At 43.1% G+C, this 1,844-nt stretch carries 2 protein-coding genes; both read left to right on the forward strand.

Going from position 1 to position 1,844, the window contains the following annotated elements; genetic code table 11:
• A partial coding sequence (locus AC1DTM_RS24845) for an AMP-binding protein (RefSeq protein WP_477001132.1) occupies positions 1-922 on the forward strand: 922 nt, incomplete at its 5' end.
• A gap of 65 nt (positions 923-987) precedes the next feature.
• Positions 988-1,779 (forward strand): enoyl-CoA hydratase, encoded by a 792-nt coding sequence (locus tag AC1DTM_RS24850; RefSeq protein ID WP_002161387.1) that lies wholly within the window; start codon positions 988-990, stop codon positions 1,777-1,779.
• The last annotated feature ends 65 nt before the right edge of the window (positions 1,780-1,844 follow it).

Here is a 1,844-nt window from a genome sequence, read left to right on the forward strand (position 1 = left end):
GGCCCATACAGTACTCGGTGCTATTTCTTCCAATGCAACAATTGCTCTTGGCAAGCGGTTTAGTGCTTCTGGATTTTGGGATGAAATTCGCGGTCATGGCGCAACCATTTTTAATTCTTTAGGATCTATGATTCCTATTCTCTGCAAGCAACCAGAAAAGGAAAACGATAATGAAAATTTTGTAAGGGTGACGGCTTGTGCTGCTACGCCTAAGGAATTTTGGAAGCCGTTTGAGGAGAGGTTTGGCGTCCAGATTGTAGAAGGTTACGGATTAACGGAAACGACGGGTTTTTGTGTAACGAATCCATTGAATGCCAATAAGCCGCCTTCTATTGGAAAGCCTTATTCTTACGTAGAGACGAAGATTATCAATGAGGATGGAAATGAAGCGCGGACTGGTGAAATTGGAGAGATTTTTATACGTTCCTTACAGGGACAAGCATTCATGGAAGGCTACTATAAAATGCGGGATAAAACAGAAGAGGCGATGAAGGAGGGATGGTTCCATACAGGAGATCGCGGTTATCTAGACGAGGAAGGTTACTTATATTTTTGCGATCGAATCAAACAGTGTATCCGGAGGCGTGGAGAAAATATCTCCTCTTGGGAAATCGAAAAGGTAGTGAATAATCACCCGAAAGTACTTGAATCAGCGGCCATCGGTGTTCCATCGGAAGTGGGAGAAGAGGATGTCAAATTATATGTGATTGTAAAGAAAGGAGAAACGATGTCCCATGAAGAGATTATAGATTGGTGTCAAGAACGTATGGCTTACTTCATGGTGCCGCGATATGTTCAGTTCAGTGAAACTTTCCCAAAAACCGCGACGGAACGGATTCAGAAGTTCAAGCTGAAGGAGGAAGGAATCAGTACTGCTTGGGATCGCGAACAGGTCGGCTATGTAATTAAAAGAACGAGTTGATGTGCTGAAGGGGAGTAAAACAGTTTGCTTTTTATCTCATTACATATTGGAAAGAAGGGATTGAATTGGAAAATAAGCGGGTTGTTACATGGTCCAAAGAAAAAGGAATCGCGACAATCATCATTGATAATCCTCCTGTGAATGTATTGAGCGGTGCTGTGGTTGAGCAACTGACGGTGGTGGTCGATGAAATCGAACGGGATGATGAAGTAATTGCTGTACTTCTAACTGGCGCTGGAGAAAAGGCCTTCGTTGCAGGAGGAGACATCAAGTCATTTCCGGAATGGATTGGGAAAGGGAATGAATATGCAGAGGGAAAATCATTGTGGCTTCAGAATCCATTAAATAAAATAGAAAGATTGTCGAAGCCTGTAATCGCTGCTATTAACGGATTAGCGCTTGGGGGCGGGTGTGAATTAGCCTTATCATGTGATTTACGGATTATAGAAGAACATGCCCAAATCGGACTTCCAGAGGTGAAGTTAGGATTGTTTCCAGGTGCGGGAGGCACGCAACGTTTGCCTCGATTAATAGGAACTGCAAGTGCGAAAGAAATGATGTTCACTGGTGAACCGTTCACTGCCGAGGTAGCTTGGCGAGTTGGTTTGGTGAATCATGTTGTTCCGCGTGGCGAAGCGCTGAATAAGGCGAAGGAACTAGCCGCGAAGATGGCTCAATTTTCCCTTCCTGCTTTATCTTTGATGAAGCAATCTATCAATAAGGGATTATCTTCTTCTCTTGAGGACGGGCTAAAAATAGAAGCTGAGAATTTCGGCCATGTATTTCAAACGAGTGATGTAAGAGAGGGAGTGGAGGCTTTTATAGAAAAGAGGGTACCGCTTTTTCATCATAAATAAAATAACAAAAAGTAATGCCTGCCTCTGGCAGGTGTTGCAATAATATATATATATATATATAAGGG

Source organism: Bacillus sp. P4_D3 (assembly GCF_056401855.1).